13 protein-coding genes and 1 pseudogene are annotated in these 21,410 nt (G+C 63.0%); 3 read left to right on the top strand and 11 right to left on the bottom strand.

Going from position 1 to position 21,410, the window contains the following annotated elements; all coding sequences use genetic code 11:
* Window positions 1–356: 356 nt before the first annotated feature.
* The 8 genes from JQ621_RS34065 to JQ621_RS34100 all read right to left on the bottom strand — a co-directional run bounded on the left by JQ621_RS34065 (window position 357) and on the right by JQ621_RS34100 (window position 8,538).
* On the bottom strand, window positions 357–626 hold the full coding sequence (locus JQ621_RS34065) for a GlsB/YeaQ/YmgE family stress response membrane protein (RefSeq protein WP_212241469.1): 270 nt from the start codon (window positions 624–626) through the stop codon (window positions 357–359).
* 217 nt (window positions 627–843) lie between these two features.
* On the bottom strand, window positions 844–1,818 hold the full coding sequence (locus JQ621_RS34070; RefSeq protein ID WP_212241470.1) for an ABC transporter ATP-binding protein: 975 nt from the start codon (window positions 1,816–1,818) through the stop codon (window positions 844–846).
* A complete protein-coding gene (locus JQ621_RS34075; protein ID WP_212241472.1) occupies window positions 1,815–3,230 on the bottom strand; it encodes an amidase in 1,416 nt (471 codons plus the stop codon). The genes JQ621_RS34070 and JQ621_RS34075 overlap by 4 nt, the downstream gene beginning before the upstream one ends.
* The gene (locus tag JQ621_RS34080) at window positions 3,227–3,424 is read right to left on the bottom strand and encodes a hypothetical protein (protein WP_212241474.1); all 198 of its coding nucleotides are present in this window, start codon (window positions 3,422–3,424) and stop codon (window positions 3,227–3,229) included. Before JQ621_RS34080 ends, JQ621_RS34075 begins: the two co-directional genes overlap by 4 nt.
* Window positions 3,421–4,479, bottom strand: a complete 1,059-nt coding sequence (locus JQ621_RS34085; RefSeq protein WP_212241476.1) for an ABC transporter ATP-binding protein — start codon at window positions 4,477–4,479, stop codon at window positions 3,421–3,423. Before JQ621_RS34085 ends, JQ621_RS34080 begins: the two co-directional genes overlap by 4 nt.
* 183 nt (window positions 4,480–4,662) lie before the next feature.
* On the bottom strand, window positions 4,663–5,565 hold the full coding sequence (locus JQ621_RS34090; RefSeq protein ID WP_212241478.1) for an ABC transporter permease: 903 nt from the start codon (window positions 5,563–5,565) through the stop codon (window positions 4,663–4,665).
* Window positions 5,566–5,799: 234 nt separating this feature from the next.
* Window positions 5,800–6,753: an ABC transporter permease gene (locus JQ621_RS34095; protein ID WP_212241480.1), complete on the bottom strand. Its 954-nt coding sequence runs from the start codon at window positions 6,751–6,753 to the stop codon at window positions 5,800–5,802.
* Window positions 6,754–6,882: 129 nt separating this feature from the next.
* On the bottom strand, window positions 6,883–8,538 hold the full coding sequence (locus JQ621_RS34100) for an ABC transporter substrate-binding protein (RefSeq protein ID WP_212241481.1): 1,656 nt from the start codon (window positions 8,536–8,538) through the stop codon (window positions 6,883–6,885).
* A 224-nt stretch (window positions 8,539–8,762) separates the two neighbouring features.
* Between JQ621_RS34100 and JQ621_RS34105 the strand changes: the two genes are divergently transcribed.
* On the top strand, window positions 8,763–10,358 hold the full coding sequence (locus JQ621_RS34105) for an ABC transporter substrate-binding protein (protein ID WP_212241482.1): 1,596 nt from the start codon (window positions 8,763–8,765) through the stop codon (window positions 10,356–10,358).
* A gap of 166 nt (window positions 10,359–10,524) precedes the next feature.
* Here the strand turns inward: JQ621_RS34105 and JQ621_RS34110 are convergent, their stop codons facing one another.
* Both JQ621_RS34110 and JQ621_RS34115 read right to left on the bottom strand, forming a co-directional pair.
* A complete protein-coding gene (locus tag JQ621_RS34110; RefSeq protein ID WP_212241483.1) occupies window positions 10,525–12,756 on the bottom strand; it encodes a CHASE2 domain-containing protein in 2,232 nt (743 codons plus the stop codon).
* A 1,743-nt stretch (window positions 12,757–14,499) separates the two neighbouring features.
* Window positions 14,500–17,487 (bottom strand): annotated as a pseudogene (locus JQ621_RS34115) (VCBS domain-containing protein); the annotation flags it as partial.
* A 617-nt stretch (window positions 17,488–18,104) separates the two neighbouring features.
* Here JQ621_RS34115 and JQ621_RS34120 point away from each other — a divergent pair.
* Both JQ621_RS34120 and JQ621_RS34125 read left to right on the top strand, forming a co-directional pair.
* Complete coding sequence (locus JQ621_RS34120) at window positions 18,105–18,836, top strand: transglutaminase-like cysteine peptidase (protein WP_212241485.1); 732 nt, start codon at window positions 18,105–18,107, stop codon at window positions 18,834–18,836.
* A 76-nt stretch (window positions 18,837–18,912) separates the two neighbouring features.
* Entirely contained in the window at window positions 18,913–20,037 is a 1,125-nt protein-coding gene (locus JQ621_RS34125; protein WP_212241486.1) for a lysozyme inhibitor LprI family protein, read from the top strand.
* A gap of 173 nt (window positions 20,038–20,210) precedes the next feature.
* Here the strand turns inward: JQ621_RS34125 and JQ621_RS34130 are convergent, their stop codons facing one another.
* Complete coding sequence (locus JQ621_RS34130; protein ID WP_212241487.1) at window positions 20,211–21,410, bottom strand: ABC transporter substrate-binding protein; 1,200 nt, start codon at window positions 21,408–21,410, stop codon at window positions 20,211–20,213.

A 21,410-nucleotide genomic window follows, 5' to 3' on the forward strand; every position in this document is an offset into this window, starting at 1 on the left:
AGGTTGATCATGCAGCTCATCAAGCCGACGCCGATGAACGCCGTGCGGCAGGCACGCAGCGCATCACCGAGCTCTGAACGGCGGAGGCCGGGAACGGCTGCCATCAGTCTGATCTCTTTCGGGTGAGGGGCAAGACCCCTGAATTCAAAGGTAAATCGAGGCGTAGTCGCCCCGGATTAATATCGGGTTCTCCCCGCATGCAACGCAGTCGAATTAATCCAGGCCCAGCCACATCTACCCACGGCGGCCTGATCCGCAAGTCCGGTATTTCACAGTCTTTGCGGCTTTTTATGGCAGATGCAAGCGCCTCCCCCCAGCGCTGGGGAGAGGCTTGAGGTTCCGATCGATCTGATTCGCTAGAAGCGGCCGCCGCCGCGGATCAGCCGGACCACCAGCAGCAGAATCACGGCGCCGATCGCGGAATAGATGATCTCCGAGACCAGCCCGACGCCGATATGGATGCCGAGCTTCGGGAACAGGAAAGTCGCGACGAACGCGCCGGCGATGCCGATGACGATGTCGCCGATGATCCCGAACCCGGCGCCGCGCACGACCTTGCCAGCGAGCCAGCCGGCGACAAGGCCGACGAACAGGATGACGATGAGGCTTTGGCCAGAAATATACATAAGGTGAAGTCCCTCTCCGTTAACGCGGGCATGGAAGCGGAACCGGGATGAATGGGGTCTGAATGGGTGTTCCGTTCGTCCCCGCCGACCGGCAACGCCGGCAAAATGACAAAAACAACCCCATGCACAGTAGAACATCTGCCTGCCGATGCTGCCCGGCAAAGCCCGGCAACCCCGTCTTGAGGCTCAGGATTTTCGAGTTCGTGAGCGCAGCGGCCTACGACGCCGGCACCGGCCCCGCCAGCACGCACCTGGCCGCCCTCCCCGGGCCGACCTCGACGTTCGGCGGTAGCTTTTCCAGGCAGCGGGGTTCGGCGAGCCTGCAGCGGGGGGCGAAGGAGCAGTTTTGGGGCTTTTCGGCCAGCGACGGCGGGGTGCCGGGGATGGTTTCGAGGCGGGCGCCCCGTTTGGCGCCATGGGTGGTGGAGGCGAGCAAGCCCCTGGCGTAGGGATGCACCGGTGTCCGGACGATGTCGCGCAAGGTCCCCTGCTCCACGATCTGGCCGGCATACATCACCGCGACACGGTCGCAGATCTCGATGGCGACGCCGATATCGTGGGTGACGAAGATGACGGACATGCCGAACTCGCGCTGCAGTTCGCGCAGCAGCAACAGGATCTGGATCTGCACGGTGGCATCGAGCGCCGTGGTCGGCTCATCCGCGAGCAGGATCTTCGGACGGCAGGCAAGTGCCAGCGCGATCATGGCGCGCTGACGCATGCCGCCGGACATTTCGTGCGGATAGGCATCGAGTCGCCGTTTGGCCGAGGGGATGCGCACGACATCGAGCATTTCGAGTGCCCTCGCCCTGCCCTCCGCGTGGCTCTTGCCTTCGTGGCGCACGACGCTTTCGGCGATCTGCGCGCCGATGGTGTAGACCGGATCGAGCGCGAGCGCCGGCTCCTGGAAGATCATCGAGACGGTCTGGCCGCGGAACGACGACAGTTCCTCGTCGTTCATGGCAAGCACGTCCCGCCCCATCACGTTGACCGAGCCCGTGATCTGCGTGCGCTTCTTCGGCAACAGCCGCATCAAGGCACGCAGGGTCACGCTCTTGCCCGAACCGGACTCGCCGAGCAGGCCCAGCACCTCGCCGTCACCGAGCGAGACATTGAGATCGTTCACGGCGTAGACCGTGCGCTCACCGGTGAAGCGGATATTGAGGCCTGAGATCTCGACGAGCTTTGTCATGACGGCAGTTTTGGCAATCGATCGTGATAATCGGTGACGCGCTGGAAGGCGGCACCGATGGTCAGCAGGGTCGCTTCGTCGAAGGAGCGGCCGATCAGCTGCATGCCGATCGGCAGTCCGGTCCCGGTGAAGCCGGATGGAACGGTGAGCGACGGCAGGCCGAGGAAATTCACCGGGCGGGTGAACAACGTCAGCCGCTGCAACAGGGCCGGTGCGTTCGGTCCGCCGCCGACATCGCTCTCCTCGATCGTCGGCGCCGGGATCGGCGAGGCCGGTGCGATGATCGCGTCGACGCTAGAGACCGCCGCATTGTGCGCGGCAAGCGCCGGGCCACGCCAGCGCATCGCCTCGAGATACGTAATGGCGGGAACGGCGAGGCCGTTCTGCAGCCGCATCAAGGTTTGCGGACCATAATCCTGCGGCCGCTCGATCATCCAGCGCTTGTGGAAGGCGGCGGCTTCGGCCGCGAGCACGAGCTGGCTTGCCGCGGACAATTGCCGCTGGTCGGGCAGCTCGACCTTGACGATATCAGCGCCCTCGCGCTTGAGCACCGCGATGGTCTCGTCCAGCACGCGCGCGACCTCGCTGTCGAGATCGTCGACATAGAACGCGGCTGGCACGCCGATCTTCAGGCCCTTCAGCGAACCCCTGGTTGCTGCGACATAGTCCGACAGCGGCTCGTGGCTGCAAGTCGCATCTTCGGGATCGGGGCCGGCCATCAGCGCCAGCAGCAGCGCGCAATCTTCCGCGGTGCGCGCGAGCGGGCCAACCGTGTCGAGCGATTGCGACAGCGGCATCGCGCCGGCGCGGCTGACGCGGCCGACGGTGGTCTTCAATCCCGTGACGCCGCAGAAATGCGCGGGCATGCGGATCGAGCCGCCGGTGTCGGAGCCAAGCGCCGCATAAGTCAGGCGCGCCGCGACCGACGAGCCGGAGCCGGAGGACGAACCGCCGGTGATATGCGCGACGTTCCAGGGATTACGCACCGGGCCGTAATGGGCGTTGTGACCGGTCGGGCCATAGGCAAACTCCGCCAGATGCAGCGTGCCGAGGCGGATCTGGCCGGCATCCTTCAACCGCTGCAGCGCGGTTGACGTCACCGTCGGCACGAAATCGCGGCGGATCAGCGAGCCGCAGGTCGAGACCTTGCCGGCATCGTAATACATGTCCTTGTGCGCGAGCGGCACGCCGTGCAGCGGACCCCGGAGCTTGCCTTCGGCCAGCTCGGCGTCTGCGCTATCTGCCGCCTTCAACGCGGCTTCCGACTCGATCGACATGAAGGCGTTGAGATGGGGCTGCCATTGCGCGATGCGGTGCAACAGCGCGCGCGTCACCTCATGCGAGGACACCTGCTTCATCGCGATCGCGCGTGCGACCTCGGTGAGCGTCATGAGGGCGGGCTCAGTGCTCATTTCGGCACCTTCACGGCTTGCGCGAGCGGATAGAGCGCGGGCTCGAGATCGAACGGCAGCGTGCCGGCGATGGCCGCAAAGCCTTCGAAGGCAGGCCCGATCGAATTGGAGATGCGCGTCGCGATCTCGTCGTTCACGGGAATGCCTGCGACCTGCGCCGTCGCCTGGATTTCCTTCGTCGTGGGTCTCGTCATGCGTTTTCCTCCGTGGGCGCACGGCTATGGCCTGATCCCGGAATGGCCATGTAGCACGCGGCCTCGTGGCCCATATTATCCAGCGCGGTGAGCTTTGGTGTCGCATTTGCGCAGAGCGGCTCCGCAAACGGGCAACGGGTATGGAAGCGGCAGCCCGGCGGCGGATCGATCGGATTGGGCGGATCGCCCGAGATCGGCGGCTGTTCGGTGCGCCTGTCAGGATCGGCAGACGGCATCGCAGCAAGAAGCGCGCGCGTATAGGGATGCGCCGGACTGTCCCAGACCTGGTCGACGGGGCCGAGCTCGACGACTTCGCCGAGATACATCACGAGCACGCGGTCGCTGATGTAGCGGACGACGTTGAGATCGTGGCTGATGAAGAGGTAGGTCAGGCCGAACTCGCGCTTGAGGTCGGCAAGCAGGTTGAGCACCTGCGCCTCAACGGACTTGTCGAGCGCTGAGACGGCTTCGTCGAGGATCACCAGCCGCGGCGACAGCGCCAGTGCGCGCGCGATGTTGACGCGCTGGCGCTGGCCGCCGGAAATCTCGTGCGGATAGCGGTTGGCGAAGTTTGCGGGGACCAAGCCGACCTTGCCGAGCAGCTCGCGCGCCAGGGCACGCGCGGCGCCATCGGCGATGCCGTGGACCTTTGGTCCGAACGCGATCGATTCCTCGATCGTCAGGCGCGGATTGAGCGAGGCGTAGGAGTCCTGGAACACCATCTGCATGCCGCGGCGCAGCTCGCGCAAGCTCAGCGATTGCCCGACGGTCATGCCGTCATAGATGATGTCGCCGGTATCGCGCGGCATCAGATGCATCAGCAGACGCGCGGTGGTCGACTTGCCGCAGCCGGACTCGCCGACGATGCCGACGGTCTCGCCCTTGGCGACGGAGAAGGAGACGTTGTCGACGGCCCGCACGGTGCGCTTGGCGGCGAACAGGCCGCCGCGAACCGGAAAGTGTTTTGTCAGGCCGTTGACCTGGAGCAACGGCTGAGCGGCGCCGCCAAGGTCTTCGATCGGCTCCAGCATGGCGACGGTTTCAGTTGTCGTCATGGGCGCTGTCCTTCACCTCTCCCCATCGGGGAGAGGTCGGCGCGTAGCGCCGGGTGAGGGGGCGCGGCAAACTCGGTGGAGCGTAACCCCTCACCCGGATTGCATCTGGCGATGCAATCCGACCTCTCCCTTTGGGAGAGGTGTGGCACCGCCGCTGTGGTAGCATGCGTCCTTTTCATCATCTCAATTCCTGATGTCCATGGCGCTGCGCAGGCCGTCCGACAGCAAATTGAAGCAGATCGAAACCGCGAAGATCATCGCACCCGGCAACGCCGCAACCCAGGGATTGACGTAGATGGCAGTCCGCAGCGTGTTGAGCATCAGGCCCCATTCCGGCTCCGGCGGTTTTGTCCCCAGGCCGAGGAAGGAGAGACCGGCGGCGAGAATCATCGAGACCGAGATCAAGCTGGTCGCGTAGACGAAAATTGCGCCCAGCACGTTGCCAAGGATGTGCACGCGCATGATGGTGAAGGGACCTGCACCCGAGGCGCGCGCGGCTTCGACGAAATCCATGTTGCGCACGCCGGTGGTGACGCTTTCGGCGACGCGGGTGATCTGCGGCACGAACACGACGGTCAACGACACGATGGAGTTGACGATGCCGGCCCCCAGCGCGCCGGAGATCGCGATTGCCAGCAGCACGGACGGAAAGGCGTAGAACACGTCGATCGTGCGCATGATCGCCGTGTTGATCCTGCCCCCGATGTAGCCGGCGACGAGGCCGAGCGAGGTGCCGATGCAGAAGGCGAGGATGACAGGCAAAATGCCGATGACCAGCGACAGCCGCCCGCCATAGATCAGCCGCGCCAGCATGTCGCGGCCGAGCTCGTCGGTGCCGAGCGGATAGCCTGATGTGCCGATATGGCGGAGGCGGCGGATCATCGAGCCCTTGTAGGGATCTTCAAGCCCTAGCCACGGCGCGAGGACCGCCGAGGCGAAGATCAGCAGCAGCACGATCGCGCAGGCCATGCTGACCTTGTCGCGCAGGATGCGCCGGCCGACGGTCGTCCAATAGCCGCGCGCCTTGGTCGCGGGCGCTGCCTGGAGCACGGCATCGGTGGTGGCTGAGAGCGGAAGATCGCTCATCTGCGGGCTCCCGATTCGTCTTGGTGTGCGCGGCGCGCGCCACAGGCTCGCTTAACCTCTACCGCTTGCGGGAGAGGTCGGCGCGTTCCGGGCGATGCGAAGCATCGTCCCGCGCCGGGTGAGGGTTCTGCCCTCTGGGGGGTTATCGCGAGAGGAGACACCCTCTCCCCAACCCTCCCCCGCAGGCGGGGGAGGGAGTTCACTACATTCGTGGATATAGCTGGGCTCATTGCTCTAGCCCCGCTTGATGCGCGGATCGATCGCGGCTTGCGCGATGTCGACCAGGAGATTGAGGAACACAAAGAACAGCGCGAGCACCAGGATCGTGCCCTGCAGCAACGGCAGATCGCGCTGGAAGATCGCGGAGTTGAGCAGGAAGCCCGAACCCGGCCAGGAGAACACGGTTTCGATCAGGATCGAGCCGCCGAGCATGTAGCCGAGCTGCAGCCCCATGACCGCGAGCGCGGTCGGCGCGGCATTCTTGATGACGTGTCGGAACACGCCTCGCTCATGCAGGCCCTTGGCGCGCAAGGCCTCGACGAAATCCTGTGAAAGGATGTCGCCGGTGAGTGCGCGCACCGTGCGGGTGACGATGCCCATCGGGATCACCGACGTCGTGATCGCCGGCAGAACAAGATATTTCAGGTGGTCCCAATCCCAGGCCCAGGAGTTGGAGCCGTTGGGTCCGGCCCCGACCGCGGGCAGCCAGTTCAGCTCTACCGAGAAGATGATGACGAGCACCATGCCGAGCCAGTAATGCGGCACCGAGACGCCGGCGATGGCGAACGAGGTCGCAAGCTTGTCGATCCAGGTCTCGCGGAAATAGCCGGCGATCAGGCCGAGCAGGATGCCCATGGTGAAGCCGATGATGGCGGCGGCAATCGCGAGCGTGACGGTGTTGCCGACGGCGCGCATGACTTCGGCGAGCACCGGGCGGCCGGTCGCAATGGAATTGCCGAGATCGCCGTGCAGCGCGCGCAGCAGCCACAGGCCGAACTGCACCGGCAGCGGCCGGTCGAAACCATAGGCGGCGCGGAGCTGCGCTGCGAGCTCCTGCGAGGCATCGGCCGGCAGCACCGCAACCAGCGGATCGCCGGGCGTGATGTGCACGAGCAGAAAGCACACCAGCGCCACGCTGATGATGATCGGGATGACATAGACGATGCGTCTGGCGATGTAGGCGAGCACGTTTGGTTACTCAGGTTAGCGCATAGATGCCGTCATCGCCGGGCTTGTCCCGCCTGCGCGGCCGAAGCCGCTTCGGCTGCGCAGGCGGGTCAAGCCCGGGCATGACGTAACGATAGAGCGGTGCTCGCCTCACTTCATCGCGATCGGCGAGAAGTCGATGAACCAGCTCTTCGGCTGGATCACGCCTGTCACCTTCGGGCTCATGGCGCGCGGGCCGACGTCGTGGGCGACGTAGAGGAAGGCCGCGTCGTCGACGGAAGCCGCATGCAGCTCGGCGAGCGCAGCGTCACGCGCGGCGGGATCGAAGGTCTGCCGCGCCTTCTTCACGAGCTCGTCGAATTTGGGATTGTTGATGTAGCCCCAATTGTTCGAGGTCGGCGGCGCCATGGTCGATTGCAGGAAGCGCACCAGGGCGAAGAACGGGTCCATCGCCGCATAGGTGACGTTGGTCGCGTTGGCGCCGTTGGCGGAAGGGTCCTTGACGCCGCGACGCCAGTTGGTGAACAGCGTGTTCCACTCGATCACGTCGAGCTGCACGTCGAAATAGCATTCGGCGAGTGCCTGCTGGAGATATTCGTTCATCGGCAGCGGCTGCATCTGGCCCGAACCCGAAGCAGACGTCTGGACTTTCACGGTCAGCTTCTTGGTCGGACCAAAACCTGCTTCCTGCATCAGCTTCTGCGCGGCCGGCTTGTCATACTTGATCTCGAAGGTCGGCTTGCCCCGCCAGGGATGGCCGGGCTCGAACGTACCGGTCGCAGGCACCATCAGGCCGGCGAGCAGCCCGTCCCTGAGGCCCTCGCGATCGACGCACAGGTTGGCGGCCTTGCGCACGCGGATGTCGTTCCAGGGCGAGCCCTCGACGCGCGAGAATTGCCACGGCCAGACATGCGGCTGTTCGTTGGCGTAAAGCTTGAAGCCGCGCTGCTTGAGCTCGGGCAACGCGTCCGGCGCCGGCGCCTCGACCCAATCGACCTGTCCGGACAGCAGCGCCGCCGTGCGCGCATTGGCTTCCGGCATGGGCAACAGCACCATCTTGTCGATCTTGGGCACGCGCGCCTTGTCCCAGTAATCGGCGTTCTTGACGAGCTCGAGCCGCTCGCGCGGGGTAAAGCCCGCCATCTTCCACGGGCCGGTGCCCGCAGCGTCCTTGGCAAAGGCGGTCCAGGCAGCCTGCGACTTGGCCTTGGCGTCTGCGCCTTCAGCCTTCTCGTAGAAGTGCTGCCACTTCGCCGGGCTCGCCATGAAGAGGTTGGTGAGGTTGATCGGCAGGAAACTGTCGGGCTCCTTGGTGGTGAGCTCGACCGTCATGTCGTCGATCTTCTTCGCGGAGACAAGCGTCGGCATGCGCGTCGCGGTGACGCCGACCTGGCTCGGATCGAACTGCGGCGCGTCCTGCTTCAGAACCTTGTCGACGTTCCACACCACAGCATCGGCATTGAACGGCGTGCCGTCGTGGAAGGTGACGCCGGGACGCAGCTTGAAGGTCCATTTGGTCTTGTCCGCATCATCCACCTTCCACTCGGTGGCAAGGCCGGGGATCACCACGCTGGCCTTGTCGGCGGACGATAGATCCCAGCCGGTGAGCGCGTCATACATGGTGACGCCGGTGAAGCGATTGCCTTCAAAACCCTGATCCGGCTGACCCAGCGTGCGCGGAATATCGGCGGCGGTCATGCCGATGCGGAGCACCGTCTCCGCGCTGGCCGCGCGCGGCCACGCAGCCGCAGTCGCCAAGGCGAGCGCAGCGATCAATGCTGCACGCGCGGTTGTCTTGATAAGCATTGCCTTCGTCCTTTTCCTGAAACCGGTGACTAATTTTGATGCAACGGTATGCAATGGCTGTGCCAAAGGGGAAACTTATTCTGCAAATTGCCCCTGCGGCGACAAGTCCTTGTGATCGCGCGCCTGCAACAGGACCGCGCTGCCTATTCTGGCATCAAGATTGCAGGTTCAGCCCTGAATTCCGCTTGAGTTTTCTCTTGAGTCTTCACTTGGAGCTTTGGGCCATGCGTATCCGCTTAACGACCTGTCTCGCCGTACTTGCGCTGGCATCATTCGCAATCTCGGCGCGCGCCGAAACGGTGGTGCGCTACGGCATCTCGATGGCGGATATTCCGCTGACGACGGGCCAGCCCGATCGCGGCGCCGGCGCGTATCAATTCACGGCTTACACGATCTACGATCCGCTGGTCGCCTGGGAGATGGACGTCGCCGACCGTCCCGGCAAGCTGGTGCCGGGCCTCGCCACCGAGTGGAAGGTCGATGTTTCAGACAAGACGAAGTGGCGCTTCACGCTTCGCAAAGGCGTGAAGTTTCACGACGGCAGCGACTTCAACGCCGACGCGGTGATCTGGAATCTCGACAAGGTGCTGAACGACAAGGCGCCGCAATTCGACAAGCGCCAGAGCGCGCAGGTGAAGACCCGCCTGCCTTCCGTCGCCAGCTACGCCAAGATCGACGATTTCACCGTGGAGATCACGACCAAGACCGTGGACTCCTTCTTCCCCTATCAAATGCTGTGGTTCCTGGTGTCGAGCCCGGCGCAATACGAAAAGCTCGGCAAGGATTGGGACAAGTTCGCGAGCCAGCCTTCCGGCACCGGGCCGTTCAAACTGACGAAGCTCGTGCCGCGCGAGCTTGCCGAGCTCAGCAAGAATCCGGACTACTGGAATCCCAAGCGCATCCCCAAGGTCGACAAGCTGGTGCTGGTGCCGATGCCGGAGGCGCTGACGCGCACCAATGCGCTGCTCGCAGGGCAAGTCGACCTGATCGAGACGCCGGCGCCCGATGCCGTACCGCAGCTCAAAGCCGCCGGCATGAAGATCGTCGACAACGTCACGCCGCATGTCTGGAACTATCATCTCAGCGTGTTGCCGGGCTCGCCCTGGACCGACATCCGCCTGCGCAAGGCGCTGAACCTTGCGATCAACCGCGACGAAGTCGTCGGCCTGATGAATGGGCTTGCGAAGCCCGCCAAGGGCCAGGTCGATCCGTCGAGCCCCTGGTTCGGCAAGCCGACATTCGAGCTGAAATATGATCTGGCTGCCGCGAAGAAGCTGGTCGAGGAGGCCGGCTATTCAAAAGCAAAACCGCTGAAGACAACCTTCATCATCGCGCAGGGCGGCACCGGCCAGATGCTGTCGCTGCCGATGAACGAATTCCTGCAGCAGAGCTTCAAGGAGATCGGCATCGACATCGACTTCAAGGTGGTCGAGCTCGAGACGCTCTATACCCATTGGCGCAAGGGCGCGGCCGACGAGATGAACGCCGGCATCACCGCCAACAACATCGCCTATGTCACCTCCGATCCGCTCTACGCCATCGTCCGCTTCTTCGCTTCCGACCAGATCGCGCCTGTCGGCGTCAACTGGGGCGGCTACAAGAACCCGAAAGTCGACGCGCTGATCAATGAGGCCAAACAGACGTTCGACACCGCCAAGCAGGACGAGCTGATCGCGCAGGCGCATGCCCTGATCGTCGACGATGCCGCACTGGTCTGGGTCGTCCACGACACCAACCCGCATGCGCTGTCGCCGAAGGTGAAGCAGTTCGTGCAGGCCCAGCACTGGTTCCAGGATCTGACGACGATCGGGATGGAGTGAGGCAAGTCTGCCTACGTCAGGAAACGCTGTCGTCCCGGCGCAGGCCGGGACCCATAACCACGAAATGAGGTTTGGCGGAGATCGCCAACTCCGATTTCGCACAACAACTCCTGCTGCGGAGTATGGGTCCCGGCCTGCGCCGGGACGACAGCGGAATATCCAGCCCCTACTTCGTCAGCAGCGCAAACGCCCCGTTCCAGCCCTCCGGCGGCGGATTGACCTGGAACTCCTTGATGCGCGCTTCGTACAGCTTGAACAGCTTTTCCAGCGTGTCGGCATCCTCGCTGCGACGGCCGCGTTCGATGGCGTCGAGTGCGCCCTGCCAGTCGCGACCGCGGTAGCAGCCGAGCATCTCGATGGTGATGTTACGCAGGCGCTGGAACGCGGCCGAATGCATCACGTCCTCGCGGCCGGCAATGGCGTAGATCACCTCCGGCTCGGTCTTGCCCTTGACCATGATGAAGTCGAGCTCGAGGATCGCGAACTTGTCCTTGGCGGCGAGCGCGGTGCGGGAGCCGACGATGATGGGAAAGCCGTATTCCTTGGTCTGGCCTTCCAGGCGTGAGGCGAGATTAACGCTGTCGCCGAGCACCGAATAGTTCTTCTTGAGGTCGGAGCCCATGTTGCCGACCACGCCGATGCCGGTGTTGAGGCCGATGCCGACATTGAGCGGAATGTAGACGTGGCCGCCGTCGGCGGCTTCCTGCTCGCGGTCCTTGTTGACCACGTCGATCTTCTCGAGCATCTGGATCGCGGCCTCGCAGGCATTGACCTGGTGCCTGGCATCGTCGAGCGGTGCATTCCAGAACGCCATGATGGCGTCGCCCATGTATTTGTCGACGTAGCCCTTCTGTTCGATGATCACGTCGGTGAGCGGGGTCAGGAAACGATTCATCAGGGCGATGAGCCCCTGCGGATCATGCTTGTAGCTCTCCGAAATGGTGGTGAAGCCTCGCACGTCGGAAAACATGATCGTCAACTCGCGCTCTTCGCCGCCGAGCACGACCTTCTCCGGCGACTGCGCCATCTGCTCGACCAGCACGGGCGACATGTATTGCGCAAAGATGCCGCGGATCTCCTTCCGCTGCCGCTGCTCGCGCACGAAGCTCGCGAAGATGAACGTCAGATAGATCGCGGTGGTCGACAGCAGCGGATAGGTGAAGTCGATGAGATAGCGGTACTGCGCGTAGAAGAACCAGGACGTGCCGACCAGAACCGCGGCGAACCCCGCGCCGGCCAGCACCAGCCGGACGGGGCCGAGATTCGGCGTGAAGATGATGACGAGAATGCCGATGATCATCGCGGCGAGCAGCTCGACGCCGAGCGCGTAGTTCGGCTGGGAAATCACCGCGCCGCTCAGCACGCTTTCGAGCACCTGGGCGTGAATCTCGACGCCGGGCATGGTCGAGGACACCGGCGTCGTCTTGATGTCGTTCAGCCCGGCCGCGGACGTGCCGATCAGCACCAGCTTGCCGTTGATCTTGCCCGGCGACACGGTGTTGTCGAGCACGTCGGCCGCCGAGACGTAGATCGAGGGGTCGCGGCGGGCGTAATGCACCCAGAGCTGGCCGTACTTGTCGGTCGGGATCTCGACGCCCTTGAGGCGGATGGCGCGGATGCCGGTCTTGTCGGTGCGAACCAGCAGCGTCGGCGTTCCCGTGATGACCCGCAGGATCTCGAGGCTGAGCGAGGGCATGATGTTGCCCTGGGCGCGCATGATCATCGGCACGCGGCGGATCAGGCCGTCACGCTCGGTGCGGATCGAGAACAGGCCGCGGCCGGCCGCGACTCTCTCGATCACGGGCACGTTGCGCAGCAGGCCGTCATATTCGAACAGGAATTTTTCGGCATTCTCCTCGCCGACCGTCGCGACGCCGGTGAAGGGCAGCGTCTTGTCGAGCTCGGACCCCACTTCCGGCAGCCCGGTCTCGCCGAGCACGACGCGCGAACGCTTGATCGCATCCGAGAGTATCTGGTCGTTGCTCGGCAGCTCACGCAGCTTGGCGCGGGTGGCATCATCCAGATAGCGCATCTGGCCGGCCACCAGATCCGGATTGAGCCGGTCCGCCTCAGAAAATACCACGTCGAAGCCGATCGCCACCGCGCCGTTGGTGGTGAGATTCTGGATCATATCCGCGATGCGCGTGCGCGACCACGGCCATTGGCCGAACTTGGCGAGGCTCCTGTCGTCGATGTCGACGATAGTGACCGGCCGCACCGTCTTGTGACGGGGATCGATCAGCTGGAAGATGTCGAAGGTGCGCAGCCGCAGCTCCTGCACCGGCGGCGGATCCCAGACGCGCAAGGCTGCAAAGACGACCAGCAGCCCAAGGCACAACAGCCGCGCCAAGCCGAACTTTCGCGCGAACCACCGCCGCAGGATTTTAAGACGTTTCATGCTGGTTCAGCTTCCTGCCGCGCATCGCGTCACCGGGGCCAATCATGCAGCCTCCGCGCGCGCTTGGTTATTCCTCAAGACGGAGGATTGTGGATTTTCTGCCGGGAGCATGGACCACCTCGCGGCTACCATTGCCGCGACAACGTCACCACAAAGCTACTGAATCATGAAGTTGTCGTGCGTGAGCAGATGAAAGTGACCGTCAGCGCCAGAATTCACGGCAACGTAGAAGAACAGATCGTGCCCCGTGGCATCCGCGACAGCGACCTTCTGATGTTGATTGGAGCCGTGATCGATCGCCAGATCAGTAACGGTAATAGTTGTCGTAGCCTGATCGAAGCCCCTAAAGATAAACGAACCCCGCTGGTTAGGGCTCGGGTCTTCGGACGCTGGCAGACCCGCACCATCCAAGTAGATGAAGTTGGATCCGTTTGCACTTACGCCAGCCGCCAAGACAAATGTAGCTTGCCCATCATTGTGGATAGCGACCTGCACACCTCCTGACCCCACGTCGATGGTGTCATGACCGATGTTGCTCAAATGGATCCTTTCGAAACTGCTTCCCGTGGCGAGCGTGTGATCGCCCGGCGAGCTCACGTCAATTACACCTGGTTCCGCCTGCACGGTGCCCGCAGCCAGCGTGCCAGATTCTTGGAAGCCGTGAGTATCGACGAATGACACCGCGACTGCCAGCACACCTCCGCCATCCTGATGAGCCGGCGTATAGATTTGACCTTGGTCGTCTATCCCCGCGTGTACGATCTTGCCGTCGACTGTCCATGTATATCTGATACCGCTCGACGGAGCGTCGGAATCGGTCACGATCGCAACGATCTGTTCGCCCTCGATCGGTCGATTGCTAACGAGACCATCGAGTTCGATCGAAGCGTTCTCAGTCGAATCCTCCTGTACAACGCCGGCGGCAATCACGCTCGTTTCGGGATGATTGAGGTAATCTGTGAAACTGATCGAGACCGAGAGATGACCTCCCTCATCCAACGCTGTCGGCACATAGGTCGCCCCGATTGCACCTTGGATGTCATGACCATCGAGTTGCCACTGATAGTGAACGTCCGTGACCGCGCGTCCCCCATCGGTCACAAGTGCTTGAAGACCGCGGCCTTCCACAGCATTGCCGCTCGTGTCGACACCCACGAGCTTTCCAGCAGCTTCGGTCACATAAATTCCGCCGTGTCCATCTTCGGTGACGGCCCAGCTCGATCCCTGATAATCTCCTGATAAATGCAAATGCGCCGCGTGGGCCGTATTGGTCCCGTCGGTGATTGTGAGCACACCGTCGCTGAGAGTCCCTGAATAGCTGAGATGGACCCCGCTCGATCCGAAATCAACGAGATCAAGCCGATTGTCGTCTAACCCAACAATCGTGCCGCCAAACGACGTGGAGTAATCTAGTTGAAGAACGCCGCTGGATTCGGCCTCAAACACGACGCTAGCCGACGCATAGGCAGACGACGATGCCGAACCTAGCTCCATTAGCGAGCTACCAACGATGGTCGCCACACCCGAAAACGTGCCTAAGATCACAAGGCTCCCACCATCTACTTCAAATGTACCAGTGGTGGTGATTGACGATGAGGCATCAAATGTGAGACTCCCGTCTTTGACCTCGATCATACCGTTACTCGTAGCGACCTCATTTTCTAGAATGTTTGTACCCGTCGATAGGAACTTGCCGCTGGCTTGAATGTCCAGCGAACCGTTCTTAAGCACGCTGGAATAAGCCAACTCGAGCACCCCAGAGATCGTAACCGCGCCACCATCCGAACCTGCGTGGACAGTGTGAGGCGCCCCGGCTTCGACGACCGAACCTCCACCATCGATAGTCGCGTCATCGACTCTCAACGTGCCGTTGGTATCGACGTTAATGTGACCTTGATTCGAGACGCTAGAACCTTGATCGAGCTTCAGCACGTCGTCGGCAAACACCTCGATCGTACCGCCGGGCTCGTTGGAGACGGTCTCGTTCGCAAACTCGACCGCACCCTCGACCTTGACGGCGCCGGAATTGTTCAGCGCGCCGTTCTCGATCAGGCTGGTGCCGTCGAGCTCGAGCGTACCGAGGATGGTGACGGTACCGCCATCGATCGTCGCGGCGTTGACGATCAGCTTGGTGAGTGCGCCCGCGTCGACCTTGATGATACCGCCGGCATTGTGAATCTCTGTCAGCGTGGTCAGCGTACCGCCTGACAGCTCGATGGTACCGGAATTGGTGATCGAGGTGCCGACGTCGAACTTGCCGCCGCCCGCAAGCGTCAGATATCCGGAATTGGCAAGGACGCTCGTCTCCAAAAACTCCGCCGCGCCGCCAACCGAAATGACGCCTGCCGCCAGATTGGTGAGCAGTGAATCAGCCTTCAGCGTCAGCGTCTGGTTGATCGTCAATGTGCTCTTGTTGATCACCTCCGGGACCGTGTGGCCCTGGGTGGTGTCGAAATTGTTCATCGTCAGCGATTTGGCGAATGCCGCTTCATCGATCGTGACGGGATAGGACGGCGTCAGTCCAACCAGCTGGTCGGTGATGACGATGACGTCATCGCTGCTCGTCGGCGCGTTGCCGGTTTCCCAGTTCACGCCGTCCTTCCAGAAGCCACCCGAGGGGCCGCCTGGCTGGCTCGTCGCGATCCACACCACGGCAGGCGCATCGGTGCCGGTGATGGTGACCGTGATGGTCTGGTCCGAGGTCGCACCTTGTGAATCAGTCACTCTGACGGTGTAGGTCAACGTCAGTACCTCACCCTGCGGGATGAAGTCGGCGAGGTAGACCGGGATCTGTTTCAGCGACCAGGTGACCGATCCGGTGCCCGTCCCGGTGCTGTCGTGACCGGAATCGATCGACAGCAGCAAGGCACCCTTGAGAAACTTGTAGATGCTCTCGGGCACGGTGCCGTCGGGCAGCGCCGCGCTGAAATCGAACAGCGACACCGTGTGCGTATCGGTAAGATCGACATCGGTAAAGGTCAGCGTACCCGAGGTCGGGACCTCGCTCTTCAGCGATCCGCCCTGCGTGCTGGTGCCGCCTGCGAAGGTGATGGTCGGGACACTCGTCGTGATCACCGGCTCGTCGTTGGTGCCCGTGATCGTGATGGTGATCGGGAAGGTGTTGGTTTCGCGATTGACCGAGAAATTGTTATCGACGCTGACAATGTAGGTCAGCGTCAGCTTTTCGCCGGCAGCCAGGAAATCGAAGGCATGGTCGGGGACCTTGTAGGTCCAGACCGCCGAACCGTTGTTGGCGTTGCCGCCGTCGGCAACGACGCTGAGCTTGATCTCCGTCGCCGCGATGTCCTGCTTCTGCAGAGCGGTAAGCGAGGCGGTGACATCGTGCTGGCCGGCGTCCTGATAGACGTAGTTCGGCGCTCCGGCGAGATCCACCGACACCGTCGGCCGGTCGCCGAGATTGAAATCAAGGAACGTGATCTGGCCGGACACCGAATCAGGACCCACGGCCTCGCCGACGTGGCCGATCTTGTACGAGCGGTCCGCGGTCGCGTCCGCCTGCTCCGTCAGCGAGAATTTCGACGTGACATTGCCGTGGGAATCGAGGCTCGACGCTTTCGGCGCGCCGGGAATACGGTCGATGCCCTGCCCCCCGCCCTGCCCCCCACCCTGACCCGGGCCGCCGCCGACGTTGACGGTGTTGGTGAACGTCGCCTGCGCCTTCGTGCCGTCCGGCGTCGTGATCGTGACGATGTTGCCGGTCTGCGAGATGCTGTCGGTGAAGTTGGTGGTGAGCTTGGTGTTGGTGCCGTTGTCCGTGAACTTCAGCGTGAACACATCGGTGATCAGCTTCTGCACATCAGGCGACAGCAACGCATTGGTGACCGAGACGTTGCCGCCGCTGATCTGGATCATCTGGCCGGCCTGGTTGACCGTCGCGATCGGCAGCAGCGTCAGCTTGTCGAACAGGATGTATGAGCCGGTGGTGCCGTTCGGCTCGACCAGCACCTGGAAGTTCGCCTGCGGCTGCGGGTCGCCGCCACCGGAGGGAACGATGAAGTTGATCTCGGTCAGCACCGCCGTGCCGCGAATGCCCATGGTGGCGACCGGCGTGTCGATCTTCATGTCGCCGTGCTTGGCGGTCTCGCCGGCGACGAAGGTGATGGTGCCCGCGACCAGGCTGAGCAGCGAGGAATTGTTCGACCCGTTGGGGTCGTAGACCATCTCGTTCAGCACCATCCGCGCGTTGGAGGACAGGCCGAACACGGTGCCGTCGATGAAGGTGACGCCGAGCGTCGAGTCCGAACCGGTCGAGACCACGTCGCCCTTCTCGACGTTGTCGCCGTTGTTCAGGACGACCGAGACGCCGTTGCGGATCGCGGTGGCGCTGCCGGTCAGCTTGGTGACGTGGCCGATGACCTGCGCCGCAGCGGCGCCGGGCGCAGCCTGCGCGACCTGAACGTAACCGGTGAGCGCACTGACAATGTCGCCGGTGAGATGGGCGCCGTCGGGCGATGCGATCGCCGCGCGCTTGTCGCCCTTGAAATAATCGTGAACGACGAACTCGTGGCCGTCATGCGAGAGCACGAGATCGAGGCCCGTGCGCTTGAAGTCGCCATGAAAGATCAGATTGGGATCTTCGATCACCACCGCGCCTTGCGGCACGTGGCCATGCGCCTTGGCGGTAAAGGAATCGATATGGTCGGAGGCGGGCGAGCGGAGGCCCTGGCCATCCAATGAGAGCGCGGCGTCAAATTTGCCAGCGTAATTCAATCGGGCACCGAAAAAGGGTTAATATTTATGAAAGTATCGACCGCCTAAGCTTGCATATCATTACCAAGTCCTTAGCGAAACCATCTATTGCTTGTGTGATTTGGCGTGACTTGGCTGTCAGCGACTATGCCTACAGCGACATCCGTAGAGAAGCCAGAGTAATTCTGGACGGAGTCGTAAGTATATCGCTGTTTATTTGAATGCATTTTCCGCCATCCCCAGTATCCGAAAGTATAAATTCGAGAGCGGATACTTATGTCATCTTTTCTTCGCAGTGCCCCGAGACATACTGTGGCAAATACGGAGTTAAATCTGTGACCTAACTAACAGAACCCGTGAAATAGCGGGTCATTAGCCATAGGCGCAGATTCGGCCAGCAGGCAACTTAAGCCTGCAACTGGGTCCGTTTCGCGGTATCCGGGCCCCTCCCAGCTCCCGATCCGTCAAATTTTACGGAACTCAGACAGGCCCGCTTCAGCCTGTCACACGGTTTTGGGCCCCTGCCTGCGCGCGTTAAGCAGAACAAAACCGGCCGCCTCGCACTATCTCCGCGAAAGCAACAAGCCCGGCACGTCGAGGTCGAGGGGGACCTGGCGAAGCCGGAAAGGGGATGTCAGATGGAGACCGCGGCTCGCTCGCGCGCATGGCGCGCTATCCTTGTCCTGTGCGGATTGATCCTGTTCGGATCGGCCGCCGATCTTCGTGCCGGCACATTGCTGTCGCCCGGCGCAGGCGTGCTCGTGCGCAAATCCGCCGAGCCGTTCGGCGTGTTCGCCTTCGCCATTTCAGGCGGAAGCCTGCGGCAGAAATGGTTCGCGTTGAAGGACAAGCTCGACGACGACATGGTGCAGCTTGCGCTGTGCGACGGCGACCGCGACAATTGCGCCTCGCCCGCGGCGCTGAAGCTGCTCGCCATCGTCGATCAGGCCCGCACGCGCGAGGGCCGCGCCCGCCTCGGCGAAACCAACCGCGCCGTCAATCTTGCCATCCGCGCCGAAAATGACGGTGCCGACGACGTCTGGAGTTCGCCGCTCGCGACCTTCGCGCGCGGCGCCGGCGATTGCGAGGACTATGCCATCGCCAAGCTCGCCGCGCTGCGGCTCGCCGGCGTTGCCGCGGACGACCTCCGCATCGTCGTTGTGCGCGATGTCAGGGCCGGCGAGGAGCACGCGGTCGTCGCCGCAAAGCTCGACGGCCACTGGCTGATGCTCGACAACCGCCGCATGGCGATGGTCGAGGACGACAACGCACGCAGCTACCAGCCGCTGTTCGTGCTCTATCAGTCCGCCGTGCTGAAATATGTCGGCGAGCCCGTGCAGTTCACGATGGCGATGCCCGAAGCGCATTGACCTGATTTGCGCCGCGTGATCCCGGACGCTAGCATGGCGATGGCCATGCCAATTGGAATGCGGTTGGGGAATTGTAATGCGGTTGATGGTGCTGACCATGCTTGCGCTGCTGGCGTTGCCGGCAGCATCAGGCTTCGCGCAGGCCGGCGCATCCGACCGCTCCATCGCCGACCGGCTGCCGCTGTTCGACAGGAACAACTGCCAGGCGATCCGCGATCCCGGCAATCAACTGTTCTGCGGCGACAGCGAGCTGTCGGCCGCCGCCGAGAAGCTCTCGACCGCGGTCGAGGCCCGGCTCGCCCGGCTGCCCGACCGCCTGCCGGCGATCGAGGAAAACGCGATCTGGATCCGCCAGCGCAATCTCGGCTGCGGTATCGTCGGCCAGAGCGCGATCCGCGACGACGATTTCGACCGGGTGAAGGCCTGCCTGCTCAAGGTGACCGAGGAGCGCGCCGCGATACTGCGCGATCCGGATTTCGACTGCCTGGCGGCGGACACGGCGGCCGGCGCGCTGATCTGCGCGGACCCGTCGCTGGCACTCGCCGAGACCGAGCTCAACGGCCAGGTGCTCGCACTGATCGGCAAGCTGGACCCGACCGCGGCGCGCTTTGCCTTTGCGGAATATGGCCGATGGACGCGCGAGCGCGACCGCAAGTGCAATTTGGTCGGCAAGGAGAACGTACCGCTCGAGGAGCTCGGCTCCGCGGAAGATTGCCTTGTCGATTATCTGAAGCGCAAGACCAACGAGATCGCGGCCGCCAAGGGCGATCCGAAGAAGGTGTTCGGCCGCCAGGTCGCGGCTAAAGAGCCCGACACCGACGCCGTCGACTTCTGCGCCGCGCGGATTCACGCCGCCAATTCGTGCGGCAGCTTCCTCCGCATCAACCGCGTCTACGCGCTCGACAGCCAGGTGAATGACCAGGAGGCGCAGGTCACCGGCGAGATCGAGATGGTCGTGCTGGCGCCGTTCACGACTTGCAGCAAGGTCGCGTCCACCTGCACCGGCACCTGCTGGGACGCAAGCACCGGCCGTCCGCAACCGGGCACAGCCGACAAGGTGCGTGCCTCGGCTGCCTTCAACGTCACGCGCCGCCTGCGGATCCAGCGGACGTTCGCGTTCGTGAAGGCCGCCGACGGCTGGCGCTGCCGGGAGGACGCGCTCGCGCCGGTGAGCTCGGGAACGGCTGGCGGGGGGTCGTAACTTTTCTTCCCTTCTCCCCTTGTGGGAGAAGGTGGCGCGAAGCGCCGGATGAGGGGTTCTTTCCACTTGCAACACTGCTCGTGAGGATAGATACCCCTCACCCGGCTCGCCGCTTCGCGGCGATCCACCCTCTCCCACAAGGGGCGAGGGTGCACCGTCTTCGAGGTGAGAGATCAAAACATCAGATTGTCCTTCACAAGCACCCAGCGACCGCCCTTGACCTGCTGCACCTGGGTGATGGTGTTGGCGAGGTGGTCGGTCTTGGAGAATTTTGTCGGCGGCGAGTTGAAGATGTCGAGGAATTTTTCGCCCGACTCCAGCGCGTCCAGCATCTTCTGTCCGGTGAGGTCCTTGCCGGCCTTGTCCGCATAGAACGCGAACGTCATCACCGCATTGTAGCCGATGATGGCCTGCGTGTTGGCGTCGGTGCCAAACATCTTCTTGTAGTTGATCAGCCAGTCGTGGACCTTGCCCTTGGCGGTGTCCTCATAGGGGATCTCGAAGCCGGACGCGGCGTAGAGGCCTTCGACGGCCTCCTTGCCCAGCATCGGCACCTCCATCACGTTGGTGGGCGTGGCGCCGAGGAAGGTGACCTCCCAGCCCAGCTTCCTGGCCTCGGTCATGGCGCCGATCGGTTCGCGGAGAACCGCACCGAGCACGACGAGATCGCAGCCGTCGGACTTCATCTTGGCGACCTGCGCGCTGAAGTCGGAGGCGCCGCGCTTGTAGCTCGTGACCGAGGCCGGCTGCACCTTCATGGTGGTGAGCTGCTGGTTGAAGCCGTCGAGCACGTTCTTTCCGTACTCGTCATCCTGATACATGATGCAGGGCTTCTTGAAGCTCTTCCACTCCATCATGTATTTCAGCGCCGCGCGCGTGCTCTCGACATAGGGCAGGAGGTTGTTGAACTTCAGCCGCTCCTGCGGCTTGGCCGGATCGAACTTGAAGGTGAACTCGGCCGCCGTCAGCGGGAACAGCTGAAGCACGCCGGCATCGAGCAGGATGTCCTGCGCGGCCAGCACGGTCGGCGATCCCATTGCGCCCACCATCGCGAAGATCTTGTCGCGCTCGATCAGTTTTTGCGACGCCAGCACCGCCTTCTTCGGATCGTAGCCGCTGTCCTCGATCACCAGCCGGATCTTGCGGCCATTGACGCCGCCGGCGGCGTTGATCTCCTCGACCGCCATCTTCATGCCGTTGGAGACCGGCACGCCCCAGCCTTTAATCGGCCCCGACAGGTCCTGGTGGGTGCCAATGACGATCTCGGCGGGGAAGATGCCTTCATTGGTGACCTTGGTTTGCGCCGCGGCCGGCAGACAGGTGAGCGCCACCGCAGTCACAGCAAGGCCGAACGCTTTCAACGATCTCGACAT

The organism is Bradyrhizobium manausense (assembly GCF_018129685.1).
Lineage (GTDB): Bacteria > Pseudomonadota > Alphaproteobacteria > Rhizobiales > Xanthobacteraceae > Bradyrhizobium > Bradyrhizobium manausense_D.

Bases quoted from the DNA above. Each gene is read 5' to 3' on its own strand.
- JQ621_RS34085 (WP_212241476.1), bottom strand. From the start codon at position 4,479: ATGACGACAACTGAAACCGTCGCCATGCTGGAGCCGATCGAAGACCTT.
- JQ621_RS34075 (WP_212241472.1), bottom strand. From the start codon at position 3,230: ATGAGCACTGAGCCCGCCCTCATGACGCTCACCGAGGTCGCACGCGCG.
- JQ621_RS34070 (WP_212241470.1), bottom strand. From the start codon at position 1,818: ATGACAAAGCTCGTCGAGATCTCAGGCCTCAATATCCGCTTCACCGGT.
- JQ621_RS34080 (WP_212241474.1), bottom strand. From the start codon at position 3,424: ATGACGAGACCCACGACGAAGGAAATCCAGGCGACGGCGCAGGTCGCA.
- JQ621_RS34120 (WP_212241485.1), top strand. From the start codon at position 18,105: ATGGAGACCGCGGCTCGCTCGCGCGCATGGCGCGCTATCCTTGTCCTG.
- JQ621_RS34130 (WP_212241487.1), bottom strand. From the start codon at position 21,410: ATGTCGAGATCGTTGAAAGCGTTCGGCCTTGCTGTGACTGCGGTGGCG.
- JQ621_RS34065 (WP_212241469.1), bottom strand. From the start codon at position 626: ATGTATATTTCTGGCCAAAGCCTCATCGTCATCCTGTTCGTCGGCCTT.
- JQ621_RS34105 (WP_212241482.1), top strand. From the start codon at position 8,763: ATGCGTATCCGCTTAACGACCTGTCTCGCCGTACTTGCGCTGGCATCA.
- JQ621_RS34125 (WP_212241486.1), top strand. From the start codon at position 18,913: ATGCGGTTGATGGTGCTGACCATGCTTGCGCTGCTGGCGTTGCCGGCA.
- JQ621_RS34090 (WP_212241478.1), bottom strand. From the start codon at position 5,565: ATGAGCGATCTTCCGCTCTCAGCCACCACCGATGCCGTGCTCCAGGCA.
- JQ621_RS34100 (WP_212241481.1), bottom strand. From the start codon at position 8,538: ATGCTTATCAAGACAACCGCGCGTGCAGCATTGATCGCTGCGCTCGCC.
- JQ621_RS34110 (WP_212241483.1), bottom strand. From the start codon at position 12,756: ATGAAACGTCTTAAAATCCTGCGGCGGTGGTTCGCGCGAAAGTTCGGC.